This is a genomic window from Vibrio mexicanus (genome assembly GCF_001012815.1).
Lineage (GTDB): Bacteria > Pseudomonadota > Gammaproteobacteria > Enterobacterales > Vibrionaceae > Vibrio > Vibrio mexicanus.
Genome location: NZ_JYJP01000115.1, coordinates 1 through 23,035 on the forward strand (window position 1 = coordinate 1; position 23,035 = coordinate 23,035).

At 45.5% G+C, this 23,035-nt stretch carries 21 protein-coding genes and 1 pseudogene; 14 read left to right on the plus strand and 8 right to left on the minus strand.

Annotation, left to right across the window (positions count from 1 at the left end):
* From UA76_RS17885 to UA76_RS22650, 8 genes are all read left to right on the plus strand, one after another.
* A partial coding sequence (locus tag UA76_RS17885; protein ID WP_047048997.1) for a PAS domain S-box protein occupies window positions 1-492 on the plus strand: 492 nt, incomplete at its 5' end.
* Between the two features lie 26 nt (window positions 493-518).
* A complete protein-coding gene (locus UA76_RS17890; RefSeq protein WP_162198963.1) occupies window positions 519-1,853 on the plus strand; it encodes a sensor domain-containing diguanylate cyclase in 1,335 nt (444 codons plus the stop codon).
* A gap of 446 nt (window positions 1,854-2,299) precedes the next feature.
* Window positions 2,300-3,874, plus strand: a complete 1,575-nt coding sequence (locus UA76_RS17895; protein WP_084705540.1) for a pyridoxal-dependent decarboxylase — start codon at window positions 2,300-2,302, stop codon at window positions 3,872-3,874.
* Between the two features lie 12 nt (window positions 3,875-3,886).
* The gene (locus UA76_RS25275) at window positions 3,887-4,414 is read left to right on the plus strand and encodes a nitrilase-related carbon-nitrogen hydrolase (RefSeq protein WP_052772092.1); all 528 of its coding nucleotides are present in this window, start codon (window positions 3,887-3,889) and stop codon (window positions 4,412-4,414) included.
* Window positions 4,411-4,974, plus strand: a complete 564-nt coding sequence (locus UA76_RS25280) for a nitrilase-related carbon-nitrogen hydrolase (RefSeq protein ID WP_052772093.1) — start codon at window positions 4,411-4,413, stop codon at window positions 4,972-4,974. The genes UA76_RS25275 and UA76_RS25280 overlap by 4 nt, the downstream gene beginning before the upstream one ends.
* Window positions 4,975-5,024: 50 nt before the next feature.
* On the plus strand, window positions 5,025-5,177 hold the full coding sequence (locus tag UA76_RS24890; protein WP_238322338.1) for a hypothetical protein: 153 nt from the start codon (window positions 5,025-5,027) through the stop codon (window positions 5,175-5,177).
* 32 nt (window positions 5,178-5,209) lie between these two features.
* Complete coding sequence (gene torT, locus UA76_RS17905; protein WP_272946034.1) at window positions 5,210-6,139, plus strand: TMAO reductase system periplasmic protein TorT; 930 nt, start codon at window positions 5,210-5,212, stop codon at window positions 6,137-6,139.
* Between the two features lie 239 nt (window positions 6,140-6,378).
* On the plus strand, window positions 6,379-8,319 hold the full coding sequence (locus tag UA76_RS22650) for a HAMP domain-containing methyl-accepting chemotaxis protein (protein ID WP_052772095.1): 1,941 nt from the start codon (window positions 6,379-6,381) through the stop codon (window positions 8,317-8,319).
* 80 nt (window positions 8,320-8,399) lie between these two features.
* Here UA76_RS22650 and UA76_RS17915 read toward each other — a convergent pair whose 3' ends face one another.
* The 6 genes and pseudogenes from UA76_RS17915 to UA76_RS25740 form a co-directional block, all read right to left on the minus strand.
* Window positions 8,400-9,338 (minus strand): LysR family transcriptional regulator, encoded by a 939-nt coding sequence (locus UA76_RS17915; protein WP_047049004.1) that lies wholly within the window; start codon window positions 9,336-9,338, stop codon window positions 8,400-8,402.
* 150 nt (window positions 9,339-9,488) lie between these two features.
* Complete coding sequence (locus tag UA76_RS17920; protein WP_047049007.1) at window positions 9,489-11,000, minus strand: DUF1254 domain-containing protein; 1,512 nt, start codon at window positions 10,998-11,000, stop codon at window positions 9,489-9,491.
* A gap of 543 nt (window positions 11,001-11,543) precedes the next feature.
* Entirely contained in the window at window positions 11,544-13,469 is a 1,926-nt protein-coding gene (locus UA76_RS17925; protein WP_084705541.1) for a TonB-dependent receptor domain-containing protein, read from the minus strand.
* A gap of 132 nt (window positions 13,470-13,601) precedes the next feature.
* A pseudogene (locus UA76_RS17930) lies at window positions 13,602-14,941 on the minus strand (sensor histidine kinase).
* Window positions 14,938-15,303, minus strand: coding sequence for a winged helix-turn-helix domain-containing protein (locus UA76_RS25735; protein ID WP_238322341.1), 366 nt, complete (start codon window positions 15,301-15,303; stop codon window positions 14,938-14,940). The pseudogene UA76_RS17930 and the gene UA76_RS25735 overlap by 4 nt, the downstream one beginning before the upstream one ends.
* A 53-nt stretch (window positions 15,304-15,356) precedes the next feature.
* Window positions 15,357-15,695: a response regulator gene (locus UA76_RS25740; RefSeq protein WP_202906957.1), complete on the minus strand. Its 339-nt coding sequence runs from the start codon at window positions 15,693-15,695 to the stop codon at window positions 15,357-15,359.
* A gap of 212 nt (window positions 15,696-15,907) precedes the next feature.
* Between UA76_RS25740 and UA76_RS24910 the strand changes: the two genes are divergently transcribed.
* From UA76_RS24910 to UA76_RS17945, 3 genes are all read left to right on the plus strand, one after another.
* Window positions 15,908-16,456 carry a DMT family transporter gene (locus tag UA76_RS24910; protein WP_238322342.1) on the plus strand — a complete coding sequence of 183 codons (549 nt, stop codon included), beginning with the start codon at window positions 15,908-15,910 and terminating at the stop codon, window positions 16,454-16,456.
* A 53-nt stretch (window positions 16,457-16,509) separates the two neighbouring features.
* Window positions 16,510-16,839, plus strand: coding sequence for a DMT family transporter (locus UA76_RS24915; protein ID WP_238322343.1), 330 nt, complete (start codon window positions 16,510-16,512; stop codon window positions 16,837-16,839).
* A gap of 79 nt (window positions 16,840-16,918) precedes the next feature.
* Entirely contained in the window at window positions 16,919-17,974 is a 1,056-nt protein-coding gene (locus UA76_RS17945) for a helix-turn-helix domain-containing protein (protein WP_052772096.1), read from the plus strand.
* A 34-nt stretch (window positions 17,975-18,008) separates the two neighbouring features.
* Here the strand turns inward: UA76_RS17945 and UA76_RS25475 are convergent, their stop codons facing one another.
* Both UA76_RS25475 and UA76_RS25480 read right to left on the minus strand, forming a co-directional pair.
* Entirely contained in the window at window positions 18,009-18,608 is a 600-nt protein-coding gene (locus tag UA76_RS25475; RefSeq protein ID WP_337588550.1) for an alpha/beta hydrolase family protein, read from the minus strand.
* A 17-nt stretch (window positions 18,609-18,625) separates the two neighbouring features.
* Window positions 18,626-19,030 carry an alpha/beta hydrolase gene (locus UA76_RS25480; protein ID WP_337588551.1) on the minus strand — a complete coding sequence of 135 codons (405 nt, stop codon included), beginning with the start codon at window positions 19,028-19,030 and terminating at the stop codon, window positions 18,626-18,628.
* Between the two features lie 278 nt (window positions 19,031-19,308).
* Here UA76_RS25480 and UA76_RS17955 point away from each other — a divergent pair, with 278 nt between their 5' ends.
* The 3 genes from UA76_RS17955 (at window position 19,309) to UA76_RS17965 (ending at window position 22,966) form a co-directional block, all read left to right on the plus strand.
* Entirely contained in the window at window positions 19,309-20,766 is a 1,458-nt protein-coding gene (locus UA76_RS17955; protein WP_047049013.1) for a cryptochrome/deoxyribodipyrimidine photo-lyase family protein, read from the plus strand.
* 147 nt (window positions 20,767-20,913) lie between these two features.
* Window positions 20,914-21,609 (plus strand): flavin reductase family protein, encoded by a 696-nt coding sequence (locus UA76_RS17960; protein WP_047049015.1) that lies wholly within the window; start codon window positions 20,914-20,916, stop codon window positions 21,607-21,609.
* A gap of 595 nt (window positions 21,610-22,204) precedes the next feature.
* The gene (locus UA76_RS17965) at window positions 22,205-22,966 is read left to right on the plus strand and encodes an ion transporter (RefSeq protein WP_238322344.1); all 762 of its coding nucleotides are present in this window, start codon (window positions 22,205-22,207) and stop codon (window positions 22,964-22,966) included.
* Window positions 22,967-23,035 lie beyond the last annotated feature (69 nt).

A 23,035-nucleotide genomic window follows, 5' to 3' on the forward strand; every position in this document is an offset into this window, starting at 1 on the left:
CTATTAATCAACATACAACATTCGGAGGCAGACACTACGTTTATTGATGCCTTCGAAAAGCACAACGCGGTTAAACTGCTTATTGACCCTGAGAGCGGTGATATAGTCAGAGCCAATGGGGCATCTAAAGAGTTTTACGGTTACGCGTCGTTGACTTCGATGAAGATTCAACAGCTTAATCAACTGTCTGCCAAACAAGTAGCAGCGGAGCGGAAGTTGGCAGCAACAGAAGGGCGTAACTTTTTTGTTTTTCGCCATAAACTGTCAGATGGCACGATTAAGACTGTTGAAGTTCGCTCCGCGCCTATTGATTATCGAGGTAGGACTCTCCTTTTCTCTATCATTAAAGATATTACTCCAGAACGAGATATGGCGGCAGAGCTATGGCATTACCAAACACGATTGGAAAGCCTAGTTGAAGCGCAAACACAAAGCATCGAGAAAAAGTCCGAAACGATTAAGTTCCTCATGGGCTCGCCCTATTTGTGTTAGTTGGCATTCTCGGGCTAATGATACGTTTGATTATTTTAAAAAAGCACTCTGAACATGAACTACTAGAGAGTACCAAACTCTATGACCTAGCAGTGGAGGGGACAGGCGTTGGCATCTGGTCTTGGAAAGCGGCGAGTAATGAGGCGTATTGGTCAGAGCAATTCTTTGTATTATTGGGCTACAAGAATAACGAGATTAAAGCCAGCTTTAGAGAGTGGAAAAATCGCTTACATCCTGATGATATGGAATGGACCATCACTGCACTAGAAGCCCACTTCAACGAAGGCAGCGACTTTAAGGTCGAATTTAGAATGCGAGAGAAAAGTGGTGCTTATCGATGGTATAGAGTGATGGGCCACTCCATTAAGGATAGTGATAACAAGCCTGTAGAGATGGCTGGTTCAATTCAGGATATCCATGAGCGCAAACGTTCTGAACAAGCCATCAAAGACGCGAGTCAAAAACTCGAAGCGGTTGTGAGTTCTGTGAATGTTGCCATTGTATGGGCCAGTGAGGATGGGAGAATTGAGTATGTGAACCCGACATTTAGCAAAATGTTTGGTTGGCGACTTGAGGACGTCCCAACCGTCAAAGAGTGGTTTGCCAAAGCTTACACGGATAATGTCTATCGGGCTAAGATGGCTGCCAACTGGCATAAACGTGTTGAAAGATCTAAGTCGGACGAAGGTAGTATCGACTCAGTGGAAGTGAACGTAACTTGCAAAGATGGTACCCAGAAGTACATGTTGCTCAATGGCGCTTGGGCTGGTGACCTGCTAGTAGCCACGTTCAGCGATATCAGCGAACAGAAAAGCCGCCAGAAAGAGATGGAAAATGCCGCATTGCACGACATCTTAACCGGATTACCGAACCGCGCGCTGCTCACTTCTCGGTTGGAACAACATCTCAACAATTCTCAAAGACGTGGTGACAAGTTTGCAGTTGTCTTCCTCGATCTGGATGGTTTTAAGCAAATCAATGATGACCACGGTCATGATGCGGGAGATTTCGTTTTACGAGAGGTCTCTAGTCGGCTTTCAATTCAAGTCAGAGAAACCGACACAGTTGGTCGATTGGGCGGTGACGAGTTCGCGATTGTGCTTTCAGATCTCAATACCTTTGATGACGCCATCCCGTGTTTAAATCGAATTCTGTCGACAATTTCTGCTCCCATTTTCTACGAGAACCATTCTTTGCAAGTTTCTGCCAGCTTAGGTGTCACCTACTTCCCACAGGCTGAGCACTACGATGGAGACCAACTGCTACGACAAGCCGATCATGCTATGTATGTGGCCAAACAGCAGGGCAAAAACCGCTATTGTGTGTTTGATGCGATGAGTGAAGAAACGCTGAGCAGTTAAATGTCTGTAAGAACAAATGTCTCCAAGAACTATGATGCCGTTTAATTGCTCTTTCAGAGCAAATCTTAGCGCCCGTTATATAGTTTGTATGCCGTGTCGATCGTCGCATCATACTCGACAAAAAATAGCGACATTGCTCCCATACCTGCGTTATTGATTAATAACCCAACCAATCACTCAAATTTCACTTCAAGTTAATCAAAAAGTCACACCTTCACTGGAAGCTATGCATCTTTGTGCTATTAATTAAATTGCATACATGGGTAATAAACGATTTATACCGTTTATGTAACGAAGGATTGAGATACCCGCAGCGTAGAAAGCCAGTTTATTACATGCTTTACCCTGAATAATAAGAAAAATTGTAAACGGCGAGTCAGTACGCAAATGCACAGTTTCCCTTGTAAAAGAGGGACATAACTTCTGATTATGATGAGGAAAGTTAGATGGCTAAGGATAATTCAATGCTGCCTGTATACGGGCGACAAGAGTTTAAGCAGAACGTACCCAAAACGCGAATCCCCGAAGACCCAATGTCTCCGGAATCGGCGTACCGAATGATTAAAGACTCTCTCAATCTCGATGGGAGCCCCGCTCTCAATCTTGCAACTTACGTTAACACTTGGATGGATGACTACGCTGAAAAACTCATCCAAGAAAACTTAGATAAAAACTTTATCGACCATGAAGAGTACCCACAAAGCTCTTTGATTGAAAAACGCCTGATCAGAATGATGGGTGAGATGTTGGGTACTGAATTTGCGCCAGAAGACAACGATCCAGACAAGAGCGAAGGCTTTTATGGTTCTGTAACGGTGGGTTCTTCTGAAGCAATAATGCTTGCCTTAATCGCTCACCGTAAACACTGGCAAAACTGCAATAAAGCCAACCCTCATCGAAACCCTCTAGATCGTCCTTTTTTGTTGATGAGTACTCATGTTCATGGCTGTTGGGATAAGTACTGTCGCTACTACGATGTTGGTGCGTTGTATGTATCGATGGGCGATGACAAATACTCTAACGGGGGCGATGTTGCAGAAGTGCTGCATTGCACAATCAAAGACAGCATCTACCGCGATGAAATTATTGCCCTGTGTGAGTATCCGGACGAATATCTGCCCATGCTTGATCAGCGTACTGTCGGTGAGCTAGTCATGGCTGTAGGTTCGATTGCAGGTACAACGTTTACTGGCAACGGGGATGACACCGCAGATATTGATGATGCGGTTGAGGCGTACTGCTCTATGCATGTTGATGAAACCAGCGTCGATATCCCAATTCATGTAGACGGCGCAAGCGGTGGCTTCATACTCCCTTTCACTAATCGCCGAGCAGAAGATCAAGGGCACAATGCGGTTAGATTTGACTTTAAGCATACCAAGCGAGTGCGCTCAATTAATATTTCAAATCACAAGTTTGGCATGGTTTACCCAGGTATGGGGTCGGTGCTATTTCGCAACAAAGATGTGGTCGATCCCGACCTGATTTACAACATTACCTACCTAGGAGGCAGCTTCGTCGATTATACGGTCAATTTCTCGCGTGGCTCTGGCGTAATCATCAGCCAGTACTACAACTTCTTGAGCTGGGGCCGTTCAGGCTATCAAGCCGTTCTCGATAACTGCATGGACAACACCGATCATCTCATCAACAGCATCATGGATAACCCAACTCTTGGGAATGTGTTTACTCCAATTAGCGATAATGTTTACTACCCAATCGTCGTGTTCAAATTCAAGAAGGCGAAAGAGGGTATCTTCGAGATGCCAGATTTTGCCGATGAAATGCGTGAATACGGCTGGATCATCGCTTCATACAAGCTGCCAACCACTGATCCAGAAAAAGCGGATGGCCCATACGTTTTCCGTATCGTTGTAAGACAGGTAATCACAGCTGAGCAGATTGACTCCATGGTCAAACACATGGAGACGGTTGTAGAGGAACTTATCGTTCGAGATCACACAACAACTCAACCTTTGCGAATCCATAAACGCAAACCCTACAACGCATCAAGAATCTAGTGGAGAGACCTCATGGGAATCGACGTTAATCAGTTAAACAATTACGGCAATATGTGTCCAGTCGGTGAGACCATCACAGATTGTCGTTATCCAATGGTGAAAATGTGTCTCACAGGAACCGATGCCCCTAAAGAGGGCGAAGGGCTTCGAATTGCGGTATATCAAGGTGAAGGATTAGCCGGAGACGAAGTCGCCATAAAACACAACCTAAAGTGCCTAGAAGAGTGGGCAGGTAAGGCGGCAGGCTATCAAGCCCAGATTCTTGTTCTGCCAGAGCTTTTCTTGTGCGGCTATAACATTTTGCCTAACGACATTGAGAATGTAGTTCGAACAGAAGCGCAAGTGCAGGAGCTAGTTGGCCCTATTGCACGTAAGACCTACTTGGCGATTGTCTGCCCTTACGCGGAAGTCGATCCGGATACGCAAGAGCATTACGACAGTATCGTGATGATCGATAAAGAAGGCGGTGTTCTGCGCAACTATCGCAAATGCCACCTTTGGGGAACAGGCGAAAAAGCAACTGGAAGTACCCATATGTGAATGACCCAGAAGAGGCTTACATTCCAATCCCTGTGAATGGAATCAACGTGGGTCTTCTTAATTGCTACGAAGCTGAGTTCCCTGAGCTATACCGAATCTATGCGCTCAAAGGCACACAAGTGGTGCTCGCGCCGACCGCTGCAGACGTCGGCACGGTCAACGCCGATGGTACGTTCTTTAGTTCATGGACCTACCCTGACATTTCCAAAACAGCAATACCGGGTAACGCATACAGCAACAAGATGTTTACCGTTTATGCCAACCATGCCATGAGGCAGTTCCGTTCTGATGGCAGCTTGTCTGGCGTCTATTTAGGTAACAGTGCCATTGCCGACCCATACGGAGAGATGCTCGCTCACGCGAATAACATGCCGACGTTGCTAGTGGCGGACTGTGTGCCGGGTAACTATTTGCCTACCCATCCATATGGCGAAAGTGATTACATCAAAGATAGACGACCTGAGCTTTATGCAGCCTTAACTAAGATGGAAGCAACGTTGCCAGATGGCAGCACCTATCGCTATCCCCAAAATCCGAATAATAGACATGAAGATTCATGAGGCCATTTTTGCCAACGAGCCGTCGGTTGGTAAAACGCTAGGAGAGAAAAATGATAAATAGAAAATTTTTAACGAGCACAATATGTGCTGCCGTTGCTGTAGGCAGTTTTGCTGTCCCTCTGAGCTACGCAGAAGAGGTGTCTGTGGGAAGCTTCTATGGCAACTACGATGTGGGTCAAAAGAACCCAGGTCAGCAAGCCTGAGCCTTCGCGGGCCAATTATTGAAACTTGGAAGCTGCCAGCTGCACCAGAAAAGAAACTTCGCATCGGGATCAGTATCCCTCACGTGCAAGATTCTTACTGGCACGCGGTGAGCTATGGTCTTACGAGCGAAGCCGAAAGGTTGAACGTGGAGCTTGTACTTAAAGAGGCGGGTGGTTACTCAAATCTAGGTACGCAACAAGATCAGCTTAATGAACTGGTGGGTATGGGTGTCGATGGCATCATTCTTGGTTCGATCAGCTACAGTGGTAACAACGATATTGTTAAGGACATCGACACCAAGGGCATTCCTGTGGTGGAGGTGATCAACGATATTGAGGCACAGAACATTTCAGCCAAGTCCTTGGTGAGCTTCTACGACATGGGTTATCTAGCGGGAGAATTTGTCGCTAATGATGCCGAGAAAGAGGGAAAAGAGAAGGTGAACGTGGTGTTCCTTCCCGGGCCGAAAAACTCAGGCTGGGCAGATGACTCCTTTACCGGCTTTCAGTCGGCGACCGATTTCTTCCCTGGTGAGATGAATGTTGTCGCTGTGAAGTGGGGCGATACGTCGGCTAAGGCGCAAGGTGACTTACTTGCGGCAGCTCTGAAGGAGTATCCAGACGTCGATTACGTCATTGGTAATGCAGTTGCCGCCGAGTTAGCGCCAACCGTTATCTCTAAATCGGGTCAAAACTCAAAAGTGATTGGCACATACATCACGCCTGCCCTTTATGAAGGCATCAATAACGGCACGATTGCAGCAGCACCTGCTGATATGACTGTAGACCAAGCGCGCATTGCGATGGGGATGATGGTTCGATTGCTTGAAGATGAGAAACCGGGTCAGGATTTCCCATTCAGAACAGGGCCATTGATTCCGGTTCTTAGCAAAGCAAACATCAATGATTACTCCTACGAGAAACTGTTTGGCCCGAAAGGGTATGCAGCTACGTTGGATTAATGTAAGCGAATACAGCGGCCTCTTTTCAACACGCCAAGGATAGGCTTATTGCTGGCTCTTTAATAAGGGTGAATGCAGTGGGTGGGGAAGAGGCCAAATCGGAAACCAAGAAAGTGACATTTAAGATTACTCGTTAGCCGAAAAAAGAATGGTTTGAAAATAAGGGCTCGAACACAGTGAAGTGGGGATGAAGTGTCTCGCTGTACGACGGGCAGTTTATTACTTTAAGGGAAAAACGTATGTCGGTTAGAAAACTCATTATTAGTGGTTTTGGATTACTGCTCGTCATCATCACGGTCATTACTGTGAAAGGTTACCTGTCAGTAGAGAATGCTTCAGAGGGCTTTGTGTCTTATCAGGAGCTTGCAGATGATGCGAACTATGCGTCTAACCTTCGAGCTCAGTTTCTTGAAGAGAGCTTATTGGCCAATGAATATATTATCTCCGGGGACAAACAAGCACTCACCGTCTATCAAGAAGCGGCTAGCAACCTCAAAGGCAAGCTGGACGAAATCAGCGGAGCCATATCGGATCCAGAACGTAGCGCAATTATGGAAGAGGCTAAAACACTCCACGATAGCTATATAGGCGCATTTAGTCAGATCGAAGCGCTTCAGAAACAGAGAGAAGTTGGTGCATCAAGATTGAGTGTTCTGGGTGAAGAGCTTCGCAGTTCGTTAAGCGGTTTGATTGATAACGCCTTTAAAAGCAATAATATTTCTGCAATTTACTATGGTCAAAAAGCCCTCTCTCATGTTCAAGCTGGTCGATTAGGGATCGTGAAGTTCTTAAACAACCGCGATCAAGCTGCGGTGGATTCAACTCGCCAAGAGTTTAAAGAGTTTGAGAAAGTCTTGCAGATGTTAGTGGGTCTAGTGCGTGATCCGACTCAACGTAAAGTATTGGTTCAAGCACGAAAGTCGGCTAAAGACTATGTTGCGACAACAAATGAACTGGTCGACACCGTACTTAACTGGGATGCGGCCATTAAAGGGTCTGTCAGTGAATTGAGCCCGCAATTGATGGCCAAAGCGGAAGAATTCAATAAGTCTGTTCAAGATGAGCAGGCAAGCCTTGGTCCAGAGCTGGCAAAAGTGAATCAAGCCACTTCTTGGACCATTTTGTCGGTGGGTTCTATCGGCTTAATCATTGGTGTAGTTGCGGCTACCTTGATCACGAGAGCGATTATCAAACCTATCAATGCAGTAATTAGACAGCTTCGAGATATTGCCAAAGGAGAAGGGGATTTAACGACGAAACTACCAGTAGAAGGTGAAGGAGAGCTTGCGCAACTTGCGACCAACTTTAATTCCTTTGTGAGTAAGATTCGCAATACGGTAGAAGATTTGACCCTTGCGAATAAAGAGCTTGTTGGGTATTCAGAAAACATGGCCGCAATCAGTTTGCAAACCAGTGAAGGGGTAAATGGTCAGCAGGAAAATACCCAACAGGTTGGGCTAGCCATTAATGAAATGAGTATCACCATTCAAGAAGTGGCGCAAAATGCTAACTCTGCATCAACGGCAACCATTCAAGCGGATCAACAGTCTAAGAGCAGTAAAGAGATCATCGGTAACACCATCAATCATATAAACGCTCTCGCCGAGCAGATCGATAAGTCGAGCCAAGCGGTACACAGCTTAGAAACAGAAACGGAAACGATCGTGTCTGTACTTGATGTGATCAAAGGTATTGCGGAGCAAACCAACTTGCTCGCTTTGAATGCGGCCATTGAGGCGGCGCGAGCGGGTGAGCAGGGGCGTGGCTTTGCTGTTGTTGCGGATGAGGTGAGAAGTTTGGCTTCCCGTACTCAAGAGTCTGCGGGTGAAATTGATACCATGATCGAGGGTTTACGCAAGGAAGTACGCAATACCGTAGAGATGATGAACACTGCGCAAGAGCATGCGTCATCAGGAGTGGTTCAAGCCGAGAAAGGGGGACAGGCCATTGAGCAAGTGGCGATGTCGATATCTCAAATTACCGAAATGAACAACTTGATTGCTTCCGCAACGGAGCAGCAAGGCGCAGCGGCTAACGAGATAAACTCAAGCGTGTCTAACATCAATGGAATCGGCCAAGAAACCTCTCATGGTGCGAGTGAAACTGCAAGGTTGTGTGAATCCACTCAGCAGAAAGCGGCGCATATCACCGAGATTTTGAAGCAGTTTAAGGTGAGTTAACTTGGCGTTATCGGGCATCATAGTGATGCCCGATAGCTGTATTCTGAGGAATAAACTTGGGCCAATCTTCAAAGGCCGTCTTAGGTATACTTCTGAACGTAGTCAGTTATCTTAGTCGCCAGCCATTGGTGAGGAGCTGAATGAAGCGTGCGTTGATGCTGCAGTAAATACAAGTCAACGTGATATTCTGGTTGGTCAATAAAGTCAAAAATACAGACGAAGTTGTCATCAAATCCTTTCATTGAACTCAACGCATTTAACCCAAAAATTACGGTGTCTGACTTAAGAGCAATGTCTATTAACACCTGCGTTTGTGTGGCTCGGATCTTTGGGCTCTTCAGGCTATTGACCGTTGCTAGAATCTGCTTTAGAGGCATGTTAAATGCCTCTTTGTGATCTTCTTCTACATTCATCGCTACCACCGGGTAGTCCATGATCTCTTCGATGCCCACTTTCTTATGGCTCAGTGGATGGCCGTTTCTGACAAATAGCTTAGGGTAGATACTACCGAGTTTCACAGAGTGATGCTTAGGTTCAAGGGAGTGGCTGTAATGTAAGGCAAAATCGAGCTTACCTTTGTTGAGTAAATCGTAGGGATTACTTTTGGCTACCATCTCTACCAAATTAGCGTCTGGTGCTTGGTCGAGAAGCTCGAAAGTAAGCTCAGGTAAGATGCAGCTACTTAAAAATGCGGGCAAAGCGATGGAAAATGTCTCTTGGCAGAGTGCAGAATCAAAAGGCTGTTGATTGAACAACAGCCCAAGTTTGGGGAGTAAGTATTCGAGCTCTTTGCCGATCTGCAAAGCCTTGGATGTTGGTGTCAACCCGGAAGCGGTGCGAATAAATAGTGGGTCATCGAACGTATCACGCAGGCGCTTTAAGTTTCGGCTCATCGCAGGTTGAGAGATAAATAGTGCCTGCGCCGCATTAGTCACGTTTCTTTCCTTGAGTAGCATGTCTAATGCAACCAGTAGGTTGAGATCGACTCGATGAAGTGGCTGTGTTGGTTGGCGATTCATTCTTACCTGCAGTACAAAGCTAACGTATCTTTACTGTAACCCAATCAAGGTGCCATAGGTGGTTTTATACTGAGTTTGTTCTCATATCTTGATTTATATCGCTTAAGGCCCTGCCAACTCATGCGAGGGCAGGGCCTGGAGTAAGAACCGTTACTTAAACTCGGTTTCTGGGTCGACTGGAATGAAGTCCGAAATGCGCGCTCTCGGGTCGTCATCCAGCCACTCTTGGGTTGGCGAGTAGGTACGGAACAGGATATTAAACCCTTTATCCTTCCGCGTTTGTACCCAGTTGTTTTCCCAACCTTTTGGTGCTTCTGCCGAGAAGTAGATGGTGGTTGTGCCATCAGCGTTCTTGCGTTGGCCAGATTTCAAGCCATCCACACCCGCTTTACGCTGTTCTGTTTCGAGCATTGAGCGAGTTTGATTGTCATAAATCATGAATGACCAAAACTTCTCTGCGATCTTCATTGATGGAATGACGACTTTGTACGTTTTATTTCCGTCTAATGAGTCGCCATTGATATCTCTTGCACCTACAAGATAATCGGAACCTTGACCCGCCTTAGTTGTTTTCATCGCAGGTGTGATACCTGTTGCCATGAAGTGGAAAATAGCTCGGTTTTCTTCGTGAATCACACCATGATCATTCTTGAACTCATGCCCATCAACCAGTGGAGTGAAATAGTTTCTATCGTCCCAGCGCGGTCGAGTTTTATTTGGATCATGATAAGCAGAGCGAATATCTGCCGTTGCAATCTTAGCGGCTTCAGACAAGATGCGTTGCATTCGTTCATCTGGTTTAAACGCTTTGCCTTTCTCAATACCAATGGACTGAGCCATCGAAAGCCATTCAGCGTCGAACACTTCTGTCGGTTCGTATTGAATAAGTGTGTTTATCTCGTCATAAAATTCATGGTTCATCGCATGAACGGTATTGTATTTAACATCCGTCATGTTGATGAAGTTGGTGTTCGGCTCGGTGCCGTAAGGATACAGCTGAATCGTATCTTTAAGCGCTTGAACATCGGCATCTAGCTTCTTTGGTGTGGTAATAACACGCGCAAGCAGCCAGTGCTGGTAGCCTTTGGTCTCTATGTGAATGTAGCCTTGTGGCAACTCACCTTCATAGCTTGAGTGGTAGATAAAGTATTTGCCCCCTTTGCCTTTGTCTTGCGGGTTAGTTACGCCTATGTCACCCACAAATTTGAATGCTGCGTCATCAAGGAGGCCAAGTAGAGGAGTGCCCACTTCCAGCACAACAGGGCCATTTTTAACGTCGACTTCACCCGTGACATATGGCGTTGTGGTGTTAGCGGTTAACCAGATCGAGTGTGCGTTCAATAGGTTGTCAGAAATACCAATGGTTCGGTTTGGCTCAATGCCGATTTTTTCATGGCCTGTTAGAAGCCCCTGAATAGACGCGACCGGAATGCCAGATTTGAACACTCTAAAAGCCGTCGCAACATCGGCGAAATCTTCCGCTTTTTTTATGGTTTCTTGACTAGGAACTCCGTCTTTATAGTCGAGTTCACCAAGATAGACAGACTCGACATTGTTAGGAGTAACAATAGATTCCGGTACATTGGCATCATAAACCTTTGCTAATACGTTTGATGACAATAGGGACGCGGCAATAGCAGTAGCAATGAGTTGTAATTTCATATCATAGACCTTTCAGTACGTAACTTCTCAACCTTTGGTGAGCAGCGATGTAAATTGGTTCTCTTGCCCTAGCGAGTACGTATCGATGAGTACTGATTTCGGGTGAGAGTAAAGCAATTCCATCCATGAAATTGACACTTTGTTGGTACAGAGAAAGATTAACGATTTAATGAATATTACGGAAATGATTAATGCTGATTTCTAATTATCCATTTTTGGCATATTACATTTGGATCGTTTGCTGGCTTTGATTATCTTCGATTACCAAACCCCATTCGTGAGAACAGCCGGTCTGTCAAACTTAAAGGCGAAGGTAATCACCTTCGCCTTTTATGCCTATTATTTATCCGTCTGCTCAGGCTTGGTTCTTGGCTTGAGTAAACCACGCAATAGTAAAGAAGAGGGTAAAGAAATAATGACATTTAATGGGAGTAGCGTGATGATGCTCTGTATTACTACGAATTACATGCAGAGACATTAAAAGCCAAGCTTGCAGTCTTTGGTACAGGCTTGGCATTATTGAGTTTAACGTTTAACGATTAATTAAAACGCGTAAGTCACGTTAAAGCGGAAGTCGCGTCCGGCGCTTGCATAGCCTTGTGCAATTGGGCTGCCAATGTATTCCATGTAAGAAGCGTGGTCGAAGTAGTATTTGTCGAATACGTTCTTGATGGATAGCGCGAGTGATAGATCTTCTCCTTCGACTGGCATCCAGTATGCGTACACATCATGCACACCGTAGCCCGGCTTCTCTGGGTAGATGCTTGGGTCGGATACCTTAGTCAAGCGTTCTACAAAGCGGGCATTCCAGCCAAACTCAAGAGAGTCCATAGCTTGATAAGTCAAATCCAACACCCAAGTGTCACCGATTGAAGTGCCTAGTGTAGAGTCGCCATCGGAAAGTGGCACGCCGTCGAGTTCAGGGCGAGACTGGTTATAGCTGAGCTTTGCCGAGATATCAGAGATGGCATAGCCAAGATATGCGCTGACACCTTGGTTATCTAAGTCGCCAACATTGGTGTAAACCGAACCTTCGTTGGTAACCACATCCTTGATGACACTGTCGAAGAAGGTAATACCAGCATAGAATGCCTCATGCTCATATTTCGCGCCGACTTCTAGGTTACGCGCTTCTTCTGGTTGACGGTTTGGATCGTTCTCTCGGTAATCGATGACAAACAGTTCTTTGATTTGTTGACCACGGAATGCTTGAGCATAGCTCGCAAAAACGTTGAATCCAGATACGATTTGGTAATCTAAACCCACATTCGGGCTGAAGCCGCTAGACTTGAACTCTTGGTCAATATTGTCGGTTAGCTCGTACCAGTCATAACGAGCGCCTGCTGTAAGAAGTAGGTCTTCCGTAATCATCCAGTCATCTTGAATGAATAGGCCGTAAACAGTGCCCTTTTCTTTGTCGTCTTTCTTGCCGTCGTAGTTGGTTTCAAATTCGGCTTTGTCGTTTTTGTAATCAATACCGTAAATCAGAGTATGATCGGTAACCTTACTGGTATTAAAGAACTTCAGACCAGTCGTTTTTATTGTGCCGTCACTGGTGCCCCATTTAGGGTGATCTTTATGAGCCAGTCGACTATTGGTTGAGTACAGGGTTGAATCAAAATTTAGTAGCTCGCCGCCTGTATATTTGTGATTCAATGTTAACGTAGAGCGGTCGGTCTCTTGCTCTAGGGGTTCGTTCTTAATGCTTGGCTTGAAGTGCGGGCGATTTAAGCGTGTTCCGTCGTCATTGCGGTAGTCATAACTTACTGACACATAGTTCGCATCATTAAGCTGACCAGACAATTTAAGCAGGGCAACTTGCTGTTCAAGGGCGGTATAAGGCTGCTCTTCACCTTCGCCATCTTTAATGTTGTCGCCATCAACGTAGCCAAATGACGCCAATAACCCTAGTTGGTCGACGACTTCACCATATAGACTTGCCGATGCTTTGTAGCCGTCGTTGTTGGTGTAGTAGCCACCTTTGACCATAGCGCCAAATTTATCGCCCGGGGCGAGCAGATCGTGAGCGTCTTTCGTTTTGAACTTGATGGCACCACCCAGTGCGCCAGGGCCATCCGTTGCGCGGCCAGCACCCGCGCTAACATCGACTTGTTTTAGAAGTTCTGGCTCAATGGAGAGACGGCCTTGGTGGTGGAAAAGGTTGCCAGATTGCTCTGCACCATCGATGGAGACATTGAGCATGGTGTCTTCGAGTCCGCGAACATAGATCTTTTGTGAAACGCCGGATGAACCGCCTACGCTAACCTCGGCGTTTTTGCGGAAGATGTCGTTAAGATCTTGCGCTTGAGATTTGGCTAACTGATCAGCATCGATAGTGATGTCGACGGATGCCGGTGTCTTGCCAGTGACTTCGATAACCTCAATGTCAACCTTGGCATACGTGGTGTGTGATGCTGCTAAAAGAGCGATGGAAAGTGGGCTTAACTTAAATACGGTTGAAGAAAACACCGTAACCTCCATTGTTAATGAGAATTATTATCGGTTAAGATTTTGGTGATTCTTCAATGATGAGTAAACGACTTTTACAACTGTTACAAACTCGCGTATCTATTTATTTGCTTAGCTATCTTTATCGCTTAGCTACTCTTGCTTAGGTAGTGTGATATCCATAGTTAGGCCTTGGTCAGGCGCGTTGTAGGCGCGAATTGAACCTCCGACAGCTTCGATATGCCTCCTAGCGAGCGCCAAGCCAACGCCGAAGCCTTTACGCGCGGCGACTTGATTATTGGCCTTAAAGAATGGCTTAAAGATTTTTTCGTACAAACTTGGGTCAATTCCCGGGCCAGAATCGGTAACAAGGACCTGATAACAGGCTGGTTTCTTAGTAACCTTAATCGTGAGTGTTTCGCCAGCTCTGGTGTAGCGAAGGCCATTGCGAATCACATTTTCTAGAGACTGACTTAGTGCTAATTGGCTTGAATCAGAAAGAGGAAGCGGTTCGTCTTGTTCGAGGATGATGTGTTTATCGGGATACTCAAACCGAGCATCGTCTGCAATAATTTCAATCAACTCAGCCAGATCAAATGACTCCGAACGCAAGTTGGGCTGCTCGTTCTCAATCCAAGCTAAGGTTAATGTATCTTCTGCCGTTGAACGCATCTTTTGCGTATCGGTTTTGATGCGACTTAGCATCTCATCGCGGTCGATCTCTCTATCCGCACAATCAATTGCCATTTCAATTCGGGCAAGTGGCGTTCGAATTTCATGAGACATATCGGCAATCAAGTTTCGATTGTGTTGAATCACGTCTGATGTACGTTCCGCCATCTTATCGAACGTGCGAGCAACTTGGCTTATCTCATCATCTCCGAGCGTCATTGTGTTACCAATTCGCGCGGAGTAGTCGCCTTGGCTGAAAGCTTGGCTAGCTCGATGGAACTGCTGCAATGGACGCATGACGTATCGGTATAAATATACGGTCAGTGCCAGTAACGAAAGAAATGGGATCACGAATCGAAACAGCCAAAAGGCGTGAGACATGTAAGTTCCGGGGCGCATTCTATCGGGAAGAATCACGAGAAAATGGTGACCAAACGGCTCAAGGGCAACTTCCATTATTGGGTTGTTCGGGAAATCAAGATGGATCTTCCACTCGACGTTGCGGCCAATTCCATAACCAGACCAGAAACGCTCGTTGAGGGCATTACCCCCTTGTACCGTCAACTCTGACTTTAGAACGGTCGCCCATGTTGATTCGGAATCGGCAAGAGCGGTCAACCAATCATCAAGCCTTGCCAGTCATCGGCATTAATAAAGTCTTGTGCTTTGTTACCCCAATCTAGAATCTCTTGCTGGTGGGACTTTTTCAGGTAACTCATTTTTTCGTTTGAAAGAATTGCCACACTGTGCAGAAGAGAAAAGAAAATCACCACGCCAAGAGATAGAACGATGAACAATCGCCAGAACAACATTTTTTTCATTTGAAGATATACCCTTTGCCGTGAACAGTCTGAATACGGTCGTTCGACATACCCTCCGCAATGAGTCGTTTACGAATGCGGCTTAAGTGCATGTCTAAAGCACGGTCGTACTGGCTAAACTGCTTCTCAAGCACCGTTTGGTAGAGGAAGGGCTTAGTTAAAACTTCGTTGGCGTTCTCCACCAAAGTCCAAAGGAGTTTGAACTGAATAGGAGTTAGCTGAATTGGCTCCATGCTCGGATTTTGGTTAATCAAAACCGTGTGATCCTGTTTATCGAGAGTGATTTCTCTATCAGAAAGCTGAGAAGGGGAGTTTGTCTGCTGAGTTATCTGAGTACGGCGTAAAATGGCTTCGATACGCAAACTCACTTCAGTAAAGTTGCAAGGCTTGGTGATGTAGTCGTCCGCGCCAGATTTTAGCCCTGTATTCGAAACTCTTCGGCGCCATAGGCGGTGAGCATCACCACAGGGGTTTGAGACCGAGATCGGATAACATTGAGTAGCTCAAACCCGTCCAAATTTGGCAGATTGACATCTAATATGACCAAATCAAAAGCGTCGTTATGAAAAGCGTTCAAAGCATCATCACCGCTAAACTCTGACGTGACAATGTAACCCTGCTCATTAAGCAGTGAGGTGAGTCTGTGGTTGAGTTCGGGGTCGTCCTCAGCAAGTAAAATGGAATAGCTTTTAGAGGTGGTATCGAAAGTTGTAGATATCGATGTGTGACTTTGGGCGAACGATGGGCTGAACATAACAAGACTCATTTTTGATAATGCGAACCATTATCAAAAAATACAGAAGATAAATCAATCTGATGAATGTTGTGGGAGGTAACTATTGATGATTTTATCGAGGAGATTAACTCTTAATTACGTGAATACTCAAAAGAACTTGGTCAAACATGTATCCAGTGGACGAGTTGGACGTTATATTGGACAGATAACACACAGTCAGGGAAGGCATAATGACAACAATAATAAGCCAGTCAATGAGCGCCAAAGTATGGGCGATGCTCATTTTGCTATCTACCTTGTGGGGTGGTTCCTTCTTCTTCGTTGGCGTGGCAGTTAATGAGTTAGCGCCATTAACCATTGTGACTTTGCGAGTCGGTATCGCCGCGATTGTGTTGTGGCTAATTGCTTTTATAGTGGGTATTAAACCGCCGAAAAGTGCCAGTGTTTGGCGCTCCTTTTTCGTAATGGGGCTGCTCAACAACGTGATACCCTTTGCTCTGATTGTTTGGGGGCAAACGCAGATTGCGTCTGGCTTGGCGTCGATATTGAATGCGGCGACACCCATCTCTGGGGTGGTGGTTGCTGGTTTGCTTCTGCCAGATGAAAGGCCAACTTTTCTAAAGATTCTTGGTGTGGTTATTGGTTTTGCAGGCGTAGTGGTCATGATTGGCCTTCCCGCATTGTCTGGCAACAGTCCACTGTTAGCCCAACTGGCGGTTATAGGGGCAACCATCTGTTATTCATTGTCCACTGTTTACGGACGTCGATTCAAGCTCTAGGTATCAAACCGCTCGCCATCGCGGCTGGCCAAGTAACGGCATCAACCATCATTTTGGTTCCAGTTACTTTCTTCGTTGAAGGACCAATAGGTTTTACTAGCATCAGCTCTGGTACCTGGAATGCAATTTTAGCATTGGCAGTCGTCTCTACCGCATTAGCTTATGTGCTTTACTTCAATATACTCGAAGCTGCTGGCGCCACCAATGCGCTGCTGGTGACTCTACTGGTGCCTGTATCGGCGATCATCCTAGGTGCAGTATTTCTAAATGAAAGCCTAGAACCCATTCACTTTGTTGGAATGGGGCTGATAGCTCTAGGGCTGTCGGCTATCGATGGAAGGCTTTGGAAGCGGAGCAAACGCGAAGCTCTAATCCCCAAATGATTTTTGAACAGCTAGCCGAGTTATCATTAAATCGTTACTTAGAAGAGTGGCGGTACATGGAATGTTTTAGAGTGCGATAATGATGTTTTCAGTGCCTTTACCCTTTGTTGCTTCACTGCTTTTTCTGCTGACAGGTTTTTTGCTTTATAAGAGAAAAGGCCGTTTTCAGGTTGGCGTTGTTAAATTTGTCTTGTTCTGCGCCTTGGGTACCTTCATCGTGGGGCTAAGGTGGACCTTTGACCTAGCAATTTTGAGATACACGCAGTCGGTATTTTCCGCGACTCTTCCAGTCATTACGTGGCTCTGTTTCACTTTGAACGGAGAGGGCGCTTGGCAGCGATTACGACATTTTATTGCTCCGTTATTGATTGCAGGGTTGGCGTATTATCCAGACCTGTGGTTAGGAGCGGTTGACGTTTCTATTGCCTTGCTCTTTTTTGTCTATGGCATTGGGTTGTTTGTTAGTGCTCGGTATGTTCCTAATGACGCTAGGCTCTCTGACTTCGAACAGATAGTCATCGCTAAAAAGGTTGCTGGCACGATGCTTATTTTTTCAGCCTTTGTCGATGGGTTACTATCCGTAGATTATTTAGCAAACGACTTCATACACGCAGAGATAATCGTTTCTATTAGTTATTTCGTTATGATACCTGCCATTGTTTGGGCGTTGATTATAGTGAGCAGCAGTATTCCTATTAACGATCCTTCGCAATCAACCCATACAGAAGAGGAAAACGCTGCGTTATCTAAAGTGTATCTTTCCGAAGATGAAGCGCGAGAAGTTGTCGGGCGATTGGATAGTATGATGAAGAGAGAAGCGCTGTTTAAAGACCCAGATCTAACGTTATCTCGACTTGGAAGAAAGCTAGGTTGTCCTGCCAAACGCGTATCTATGGCAGTCAATCAAGTGTATGGACGCAATATTTCGAAGGTGCTCAATGAGTACCGAATTCGCTATGCGATGAACGCTTTGTGTGAGACAGAAGAGTCTATTACAGATATCTTCTTGCAGGCGGGTTTTCAATCTAAGTCTAACTTTAACCGAGAGTTTCTTCGTGTCGCTGGCATCACGCCAACGCAGTACAGGCTGAACCACAAACAAGCAGAATCTATTCAACAACAAGGGGTTGCTTAGATAGCAATCCCCTTCGAGATGGAACGATTCAATGTTATTGGTCTAAAAACGCGAGTACTTCTCGAGCGGCTTTATTGTGTATCGCGTTGCGAGTTGTGTCTTTACCGTCTTTGCAGATAATGCCATCGCCAGGTACTTCTTCATTCAAAATGGCAACCGCATTGGGTTTGCATTCTTGAATGAAGCTAAAATGCATGGCTTCATCAAATATCAGGTACTGGCGATAGCCCATTGGGATCTGGTCTGCTAAATAACCAGATTCGATCTCTTGAGGTAAATCGCCAGTATCGATGCCTGCTGCGATGATCAGTGTCTTCGTTTTTATCTGATTTAAGCTTTGCGATGAAAAGCTTCTGGCCAAACCAAGATCGAGGCTGACGACATGAGTGACCCTAACGTCAGAACGATTTTCGCTTTTAAGTTCGGTATTCAAGGGGGTATCTAACCCCAACTCCGTAGATAGCCCACAGGTTCGTTGGGTGTTACTAGGGTTCTCGGCGCAAAATTGATCAAAAGCGGCTATATCGACTTCTGCTCCTGCGAGCTGCATGACGCTCCATCCTCCTAATGAATGCCCAATGGCTGCAACATTGTTGCGGCCTAATGAGTGCGACCACGGAGAGTCTTCAGTCATAAAGTCGATCAACCGAGTCAGATCATTGGGCCTGAGCACCATTGCTTGGCTAAGTCTGGTGAGGTATTGAACGTGGTTGTTCCCGGATGGTTAACGGAAGCGACAACATAACCGTTATGCGCAAGTCTGCTCGCTAACCAGTTCAGGTTTTTCCAGTTACCTCTGTAACCGTGAGATAAAACAACCAAGCGAGTTTTGCTAGATAGAATACTCGCATTTTTGATTACCTGAGTACCGACAAAGGCGATGTTCTCGGCAATGGTCTCTGTGGGATTATCTTGAGTCGTCGGGTACCAAACACTGGTATTCAAAGGACGGGAAGTACCTTCATAGAGTTGAAACTGCTGAAAGCCGACATGCGCTCCAAATGCATGTAAAGACAATAAAGATATCGAAACGAGAATTAAGCATTGTTTAATCATTTGATGAATCCAGCTTGAAGTAAAAGTAACTAAATCATGGGTTCAATGAGTATTTGTGACGACCTAGAACAGGTTCTAGGACCTTAAAAAGCCATTTACTTCAAATTAAGTACCTTTTGGAACCGTTGTTGGTGAGTGTTTTAACGTTCTTAATGTGAAGAGTTATAGCGCTTGGTAATGGTCGTGGTAATCGTAAGACGAACGAAAATGCCGATTGAGTTAATCGTATTGTTCTTGAGGCCCGTATAGCTCTTCATGTTTGATTAATTCTTCTTGGTATGAAGACCATTAATATAGTTTGGCTGAAGCGTGATTTGAGATTAACGGATCACGAACCGCTTAAGATAGCGTTAGAACAGCCCGAACCCACGCTACTCCTTTACCTGTTCGAGCCGATGCTGCTGGAGGAACAACATTACTCCGAGCGGCATTGGCGTTTTGTTGCTCAGTCGATACAAGATCTGAACAGCCAGCTTGCTCCATTTGATACTCAAGTTTTGGTACTTTGTGATGATGCAGAGGCTACCTTCAAAAGGTTGACAAAGCGCTTCGATATAGCAGGCGTGTACTCTCATGAAGAAGTGGGTATCGACATTACTTTCACCAGAGACAAACAGGTCGCGAAGCTGCTGAAAGATGCCAACATCCCTTGGATCGAAATGCCAATGGGCGCGGTGATTCGAGCTGCACAGAACAGAGTCACTTGGGACGATGACTGGCAATCAGTGATGCGCGCGCCAATTGCAGTACCTTCAATGGCATCTGACCGATTTATGTCAACTAGCGAGATGGAAGCCTTGAACAGTTTTGCTTTGCCGCAGCAATGGCTAGATAAGCTCAAAGGCTTTCAAACAGGTGGTCCAACATTGGCTTGGCGAACGTTAGAAGATTTCTTTGCAGACAGAGGCCGCACGTATTCGAAATCGATATCCAAGCCTCTTGCTAGCCGAACGGCGTGCTCAAGGTTGTCTCCGTATTTGGCGTGGGGAAACATCTCGTTACGGGAGATATATCAATACGTATTGAGCCAATGGAACAAGCCGGGTTATCGCCGCAGTTTAATCGCGCTCACTTCTCGTCTTCACTGGCACTGTCACTTTATCCAGAAGTTCGAGTCTGAATCGAGCATGGAGTTTGAACATCTTAACCGTGGCTATTTGGATTACCCCTATAGCTCTGATATCCAGCCCAAGCTCAACGCATGGAAAAAGGGTGAAACAGGTATACCTATGGTGGATGCGTGCATGCGCTGTTTGCATCATACCGGATACATCAACTTTCGAATGCGGGCCATGTTGGTGAGCTTTTTGACTCACCACCTAAATATCGATTGGCGCTATGGAGTGAAGCATCTCGCGAGTTTGTTCTTGGATTTCGAGCCGGGTATTCATTACGCGCAGTTTCAAATGCAAGCGGGTGTGGCGGGGATAAACACCACTCGTATATATAACCCAGTTAAACAATCTCAGGAGCACGATAGTGATGGTTACTTCATTAAACTTTGGATACCTGAACTTGCCGAAGTTCCAGTGCCATTGCTGTTTGAACCTTGGAAGCTAACACCAATGGAGGCTGAACTTTATCGCCTTGACAGTAACAGTCGATTTTTAAATCCAATTATAGAGTTAGACGAGGCGGCTCGTGCGGCACGCGATCGATTGTGGGGTTGGAAGAAAAAGCCACAAGTACAAAAAGATACTTTTCGAATTCTACAAAAACATGTCAGGCAGAAGTGATCTTTCTGCCGATATCAACGTACTGTCACTTGTAGTCAGGAAACGAGATTGGTGTGTCTCACTTGACTGCATTCGTTTTCCTATATTGTTTAGTTTGCGCGGCTTTTCCTAGTTTGAGCTGCGCTTTTTTTTGCCAGGAGTGCCGTAATGAAAAACTATTCTCAAGGTGATCTAAATTCGATGGAGCAGCGAGAACGAGCAAGGTTTGTTAATTCATTGTCTGGTTTTAAAAGTGCAAATCTGATTGGAACGAAAGATTTGAAAGGGAATGAAAATTTGTCGATTGTCAGTTCCGTATTTCATCTCGGGGCCAATCCAGCATTAGTGGGTTTTATTGTTCGCCCGCATAACACTTCTCGTCATACCCTTGAAAACATACTAGAAACGGGTGTGTATACCATTAACGCGGTGTGTGTCGACATTTTGCATCAAGCGCATCAAACGTCAGCCCGATACGACAAGCATCAATCAGAGTTTAAGTACACGAAACTCATGGCCGAATACGGTGAGCGTGTTGACGCGCCATATGTTAAAGAGAGTCCGCTGAAAATGGCGGTTGAATTGAGGGAGCATCAGACGTTAAAGCTCAATAATACTGAGCTGGTGATCGGGGAAATAGTGGAAGTGCGCGTGCCAGCAAGAGCAGTGATGCCGGATGGCTATATTGATATCGATGGGTTGGGTATTGTCAACGTAACGGGGCTTGATAGTTATCACATCGGTAAACGTTTAAATCGTCTTAGTTACGCTAAACCAAAACAAGCGATGCATCCGCTGACGATTGAAGGAGAGCCTTCTTCTTGGGAAGCCATCGCCTTTATTAAGGGTGAGCAGATAGGCTAGGAGTGACGCTCCTAGCGTCTTTCTTTACATCCAATGTGTTTATTGCCCTCGCTTTTTCCGAGAAAGCTTGTCAAACTCACAGACAGAGCAACATTTACTTTTAATCGCCTTACGAGAAAACATGACGCCAATGGCCAGCATGGCAATACAACTTAAAAATATGAGAACGGTCAGTACAAGTGTCATAGCACACCTCCTTTCAATCCCTCTACTTCACTGTTGTTCATTTGGCAAAACTCTACAATGGCTATTTTGTGAGCAGTTGTAACTTGATGCAACATCGGGCTCTTACTGAGTGAACACCACCCAAGGCTTAGAATACTTAATGACGCTAGGGCTAGCACTTGGTGGGCCTTTTACGTGTTTCAATATTTATTAACATAAAATTCGCATCGATCTATATCACGTTTTGTTATAGTCTCTCGACAAAATATAAGCGTATAAAACGCGATAAAGTCAGCTCAATACAAACTCATTAGGATATAACACTACCCATGACTGATATGGACAAATCCGTCGATCGTCAGATTATGACATCGGGTCATAGAACGTTACAAGAACGTTTTTACCGACTACGAAACAACAAGATCTTTGAATGGTTCGTCATTTCTATCATCGTTTTTTCTGCGCTGATGATAGGGCAAATACTTATGATGTTCCGCCGAGCCTACTAAGCCTTCTCAAGGTGTTGGATTTTGGTATTACGGTTATCTTTTTGATTGAGATAACCATCCGTTTTATTGGTGAACCCAACAAAAAGCGCTTCTTTAATAACTTTTGGAATGTGTTCGATACCTTGATCGTGGTTGTTAGCTTAATTCCAATTCAAGACAGCGAAATGGCGGTGTTAGGGCGCTTAGTGCGTATTTTCCGTGTGCTGAGAATGGTGTCTATCATTCCAGAGCTGCGCCTACTGATTAACTCTTTGGTTAAAGCGCTGCCTCAGCTTAGCTATGTGATGCTGTTAATGTTCATCATCTTCTATATTTATGCAGCTGTTGGTTCTACTTTCTTTGCATCGATCAACCCTGTACTTTGGGGTGATATTTCGATCAGTATGCTCACCCTATTTAGGGTGATGACGTTCGAAAGTTGGACCAGCGTCATGTACGAGACGATGGACGCATACCCATTCTCTTGGATCTACTTCTTGACGTTTATCTTCTTCACGGCGTTCGCATTCTTGAACATGGTGATTGGTATTGTTGTGAATGTTTTGGAGCAAGAACGCCAGAAGATAGCAGAAGAAGAGAGCCAAGAGCAGAATGAGCCGACGATGGCAGAGCTCAAGCAGGAGTTGGTAGAGATTAAGCAGCTTTTACAACAGCAAGCAGAGAGCGCAAAAGCGGCTAAGTAAAATACTCTCTACAAACCTTGCTTTTCAAACCCTGATTAAGTAAAGCCCGCACACAGCGGGCTTTTTAAT